This is a genomic window from Legionella sp. km772 (assembly GCF_003989735.1).
Classification (GTDB): Bacteria; Pseudomonadota; Gammaproteobacteria; order Legionellales; family Legionellaceae; genus Legionella.
In genome coordinates this window covers 1-4638 of the sequence record NZ_RZGQ01000197.1, presented here as the reverse complement: position 1 = coordinate 4638, position 4638 = coordinate 1, and the positions used below count along the sequence as shown (strand labels likewise).

Below are 4638 nucleotides of genomic sequence, written 5' to 3'. Positions count from 1 at the left end.
TTTGATTTTTTTGATGCAGTGTAATAATTTCGCTTTTTGGTCATTCTATTCCCCTCTTATATTAGAAGAATAGCTCTTAAAAATACCTTTTTTTCGTCTAAAAATCCGCGCCTATATCACTATACCCAGGTCTGGATCTGCCCGCATGAGCATGGGCATATCCAAGCAATAGGCCGTGATAATAAAAAAAGAAAACAATACATCTACCACCCGACTTGGGTAAGTAGGCGGCAAGAAGAAAAATTCAAATCCTTATTAAAATTTGGGTATTTTCTTTCCTTATTACGCGAGAAAATAGATGAGGAATTAAACAAGCCCCCTACTTTGAGTAAAACTCAAATTATTTGTTCAGTTCTTTTTTTAGTGGATAATTATTCAATAAGAATAGGAAATCCTACCTATGCCAAACAAAATAAAACCTATGGCGCCACTACTCTTAGGAAAAAACACCTTATCCAAAAAAGAAAATCTATAGCCTTTAAATTTTTAGGAAAAAATAAGCATCTTTGGAGTTTTGAAGTTAATAATGAAAAAATTATTAAGATAATAAAACACAGTAGTATGGCACCAGGCTATGAAATCTTTAAATATTACAATGAACAGCGAAAATTTGAACCCATCACCTCAAGAGATATTAATGAATATTTATCGTCACTTTCTGATGATCATTTTACCGCTAAAAATTTTAGAACCTGGATTGCTAATAGAGAGTTTTTTATACGGGTTATCCACTTGCTGGAAAAAAAAAATTTACGGATGATTCAAATTAAAAAGCATCTGTTTGAAGTTGCTAATTTATTAGGACACACCCCCACCATTTGCAAGACCAGCTACCTCCATCCAGAGATTTTAACCTGGATAAAAAATGGTAAATTGCAACAATGGAAAAATAAAAATCAAAAGCATATTAAAAATAAAAATGCGGAAGAACTCTTTTTATTTTGGTTAGAAGAACTTTATCAAGAAAAACGCTGAAATAGATAAAAGCTTAAATTTCAGAGTCGAATACTACTTGGTTATCTGCGCCATTTATCTTGGTTTGGTTACCACGTGAGTCGTTCCAAATAACGGTCACGGTGGCAATATTGCCAGTACAAGTGGCTTGTAAAGTATACACGGCCGTATCATTCGCTCTTTTTGCTAAAGTATTGCTTGGAATAGGAGTACAAGCACCCGCCGCGCGCATTTCTTCTAAGGCGTTTGAGGCATAATCCATAGCCTCCCTCCGCTGTTGGGCAACCTGGTTTCCTACCCTCATATTGACCATTAACTTTACTGCGGCCAGCAATCCAATACTTAGCAAAGCAGCAGCAATGACGGCCTCAAAAATAGTAAATCCCGTCTCTTGTCTGTTCAATTCCAGCTCCTTAATTCATATCGGACCACGCACTAACAGACATGATGGGTGCCTTAGTAGTAAAGCCGTTACCTCCTAGGCCTCCGAAAATAATATTAGTAATTACTGTTGAATTTTTGATGTAGGCAGCATTACCAGTTCCTTCATAATTCCCCGAAGTAATAACTGCTCCATTGACAACACTATGTCCACTTCCTGATGAATTCCAAGTGCCGGTGATTTCAATTTGAAGAGGCGTATTATTGCTGCCTGATACTGCTGTAGCGACAAAGGAGCATTTGCCCGTATCACCAACAACAGCCCCTCCCGTACAAGTGGTTGAGGCTGTAGCAAGAGCTTGCTGGCAGGAGTTTATTGTACATACTGAGGGCGAAGGGCTATTTATCCCGATGTTAGAATAATTACCATATACTGGGGTAGAGGTTGAACCGCTTACTTTCTGTTGGTAAGTTACCACATAGCGGGAGTTAAATGGAATAACCGTTCCTTTGGAATCTTTGCAACCACTATGGTTTGAGCATTTGGTTCCTCCTAAAGCTACAGGACTATAAATTGGTTTAGTGAGATCATCGACATACTTGGCTGCTACGATGAGATTAGTAATCGTTGCATCCGCCGAGCAACTGCAGTTAATGCTTATTTCACTGTCTAAAACATCCACGTACAAGACGCCCGCTATCGTAGATTCAGCATTTATTTTGGCGGCTTTAGACGCATCTGGTATATTCATCACAAAAATAAGTACCGGATCGGCCTCCGTACCCATACTTGTTTTATGATCGATTCCTCCATTTTGCAGCCAAAAAACCCGTTTACCTGCCGCATAAGCGGCGCTTAATTTATCGTCCTCAGTTTTACTACTACAATCTGCCGCATCACAGATATAACCTTTTGGGTTTGCAGCAACAGCGGTTTTTGCTTCGGGTATGCAATCAGCTGCCTTGGTTAGATCGCCATTATCATAAGCGGTTTGAGCATTTGGGCATAATCCGCCAAAATAATACATAAAATACTCATCTGAGGTCATGCTACGATAGATGATATTACCTAATGAATCTTTAATAATTTGATTATTATGATCAAGAAGGGCCACCTTATATTCCATTGAGTTAGCAAAGACTTGGGGAGGAAGATTTCCCGTAATATCTCCACCCGCTTTTGCGCTAGACGCACTGGTACTACCGCCTAAGTTTATATAACCAAGAGCATTTAAAGCTGCTGCACCATTAGCACCAGTGGTAATCGTTAAAATTTGGGTGATTTTGCGTAAACCCACTCCATTTACATAACCCGTGCTAACCAGTTGGTTGCCATTCATCACGGTTGAATAGGTATTTGTTAGATTAAGGTTAAGCAGATTGTTAGGAATATCGCTTAGTTGGGTGACTGATGGATTATTTTGCAGGTAAGTATTGATATTTGTTTTAACTTTATTAAGGCCTAATTCTGCATGTTGGAACGCTTTTTCTGAATAGTAGGCGTTATTTGATGATTGTTGGTTTAATATTGATCCTTTAATGCTTAGAAAAGAATTAAATGAAACAAGAACCAACATCATAAGAGCAACCCCTAATGTAGCAAAGCCCTGTTGATTCCTCATTATGTGCTCCTAATCATTGCGAATAAAAACTTTAACCAAAACTTCCTGATTTAGAGGGTTTGTCCCTGACTGTGATACAACATCCTCAGCCATTAAATGAATTTGGACAAGCTTTGGATTGGTTGTAGTGCTAAATAAGGGAGCTGATGCAACTTGAGAAAATTTTATTTGAGTGGGATCGTTCATAGCTTCCCATACCGTAGTTGCTGCGCAGTTGACAAGATTATCCGCTTGATAGGAATATATAATTCCTGTACCAGGCTCTAGTTTGAACCCGAAAAACTGCTGTTTAGGTGTAGGAAGAGTCATATCTATGTAGGTGACTAAAGCACACAAGCCATTTGAATAATAATGGGAACCAGCAGGCCATCCCGAAACGGCAGGTAGTGCTGAGGTTGAATTCGAATATCCGGCTCTACGTATTTCTGAAGTCATCATGTATTTAAGGGTTTGAATGGTTTGAATAAAACTTTGCTGACGCGCATCATCAACACTGCTTTTAAGTGTACTTAAAAAAAAGGTTCCCGCAGAACCCACCACCACCAAACCAATGGTCATTCCAATCATAATTTCAACAATACTAAGGCCCCTTTGTTTTTTCATGGCTCTTCTCTAACTATAATTATTCCCAGTCTATTTACGCTCACGGTATGCGTCACTCCTGAATAAGATACCGTAAACACTGCTGGAGCTGGGGTTGGAACACCATAAAAGGGCGAGAGTATTAAATTGGGTGCCGTTACATTCATACCACTAATCAATGGCTCTCTCCGAACGTCACATTGAGCTGGCGCGGATCCTATGCAAATGTCTCCAGTTATTACCGTTAAATACATTTTTACATTCCGCCGTAAAGCCTCGCTTTGGGACATAGAAATCATTTGCGCAATAAGTTCGGTAGTTTTACGCACCTTGCTACGAACAATAGAGCTCTCAAAGCTGGGAATAGCTAAGGCAGCTAGAACAGCGAGAAGAGTAACCGTTATCATCGCCTCAATAAGAGTGAAGCCTTCTTGAGCTCTCAATGCAGTCCCCAACATGTCGTATCTCCAGAAAAACCTGTAGCGGTGACCTTAAGTACTCCACAGTTATCACTTGCTTGTGGCCCTGTAGGAACTGCAGTAGCTATTGCTTCATAATTAGTGCCAGAACTGCTGCCAGGAGTGAGTTGTATCGTATAATAACCAGCAGCTGAGTTTGGCGAAATCCCAAGATCAGCCAAATTATCCGCATAGCTATCATGGTTTCCCCGCCATTTTTCCTGAGCCAACTGCACTGAAGCGAGCGCTTCTTTAGCATCAGAACGTCTTGATTTCATCAGATGGGATTGATAGGAAGGAAAGGCTATAGTGGCTAAAATCGCAACGATACATAATACAAAAACTAGCTCGATAAGAGTAAATCCATTTTGTTTCACTGCAGCACCGGTGCATTAAAATGCAAATTGAACTATTAATATCAGTATAGCTTAGGGTTTATCACAGTCAATTATAAAATAGTATCTAATTGATTAGATTATATTCTATTTTTTAAAGGTGCTGAAAACGGTTATTTCTTAATTTACTCATGTTACGCACGGTCAATTTTAAGCTGCCATATTTTTAAGCTCCTGCCAAGCAATCTGGTTCGCTCTAAGAATCAATTTGTACTTAATAGCAAAGTGATTTAAATGAGTTTTTAT

The 4638-nt window shown here is 39.2% G+C and carries 6 protein-coding genes; 1 reads left to right on the top strand and 5 read right to left on the bottom strand.

What is annotated here, in order from left to right; translation table 11 throughout:
• The first annotated feature begins 36 nt into the window (after positions 1-36).
• Positions 37-975: a DNA topoisomerase IB gene (locus ELY15_RS13565; RefSeq protein WP_127100936.1), complete on the top strand. Its 939-nt coding sequence runs from the start codon at positions 37-39 to the stop codon at positions 973-975.
• A gap of 13 nt (positions 976-988) precedes the next feature.
• Here the strand turns inward: ELY15_RS13565 and ELY15_RS13560 are convergent, their stop codons facing one another.
• The 5 genes from ELY15_RS13560 to ELY15_RS13540 are packed head-to-tail and all read right to left on the bottom strand — an operon-like array spanning position 989 to position 4374.
• On the bottom strand, positions 989-1357 hold the full coding sequence (locus tag ELY15_RS13560) for a type II secretion system protein (RefSeq protein WP_127100934.1): 369 nt from the start codon (positions 1355-1357) through the stop codon (positions 989-991).
• 10 nt (positions 1358-1367) lie between these two features.
• Positions 1368-2957 (bottom strand): hypothetical protein, encoded by a 1590-nt coding sequence (locus ELY15_RS13555; RefSeq protein WP_127100932.1) that lies wholly within the window; start codon positions 2955-2957, stop codon positions 1368-1370.
• Positions 2958-2966: 9 nt separating this feature from the next.
• Positions 2967-3560 carry a prepilin-type N-terminal cleavage/methylation domain-containing protein gene (locus ELY15_RS13550; RefSeq protein ID WP_127100930.1) on the bottom strand — a complete coding sequence of 198 codons (594 nt, stop codon included), beginning with the start codon at positions 3558-3560 and terminating at the stop codon, positions 2967-2969.
• Entirely contained in the window at positions 3557-3997 is a 441-nt protein-coding gene (locus tag ELY15_RS13545) for a Tfp pilus assembly protein FimT/FimU (RefSeq protein WP_127100928.1), read from the bottom strand. Before ELY15_RS13545 ends, ELY15_RS13550 begins: the two co-directional genes overlap by 4 nt.
• Entirely contained in the window at positions 3979-4374 is a 396-nt protein-coding gene (locus ELY15_RS13540; RefSeq protein WP_127100926.1) for a type IV pilin protein, read from the bottom strand. The genes ELY15_RS13545 and ELY15_RS13540 overlap by 19 nt, the downstream gene beginning before the upstream one ends.
• Positions 4375-4638 lie beyond the last annotated feature (264 nt).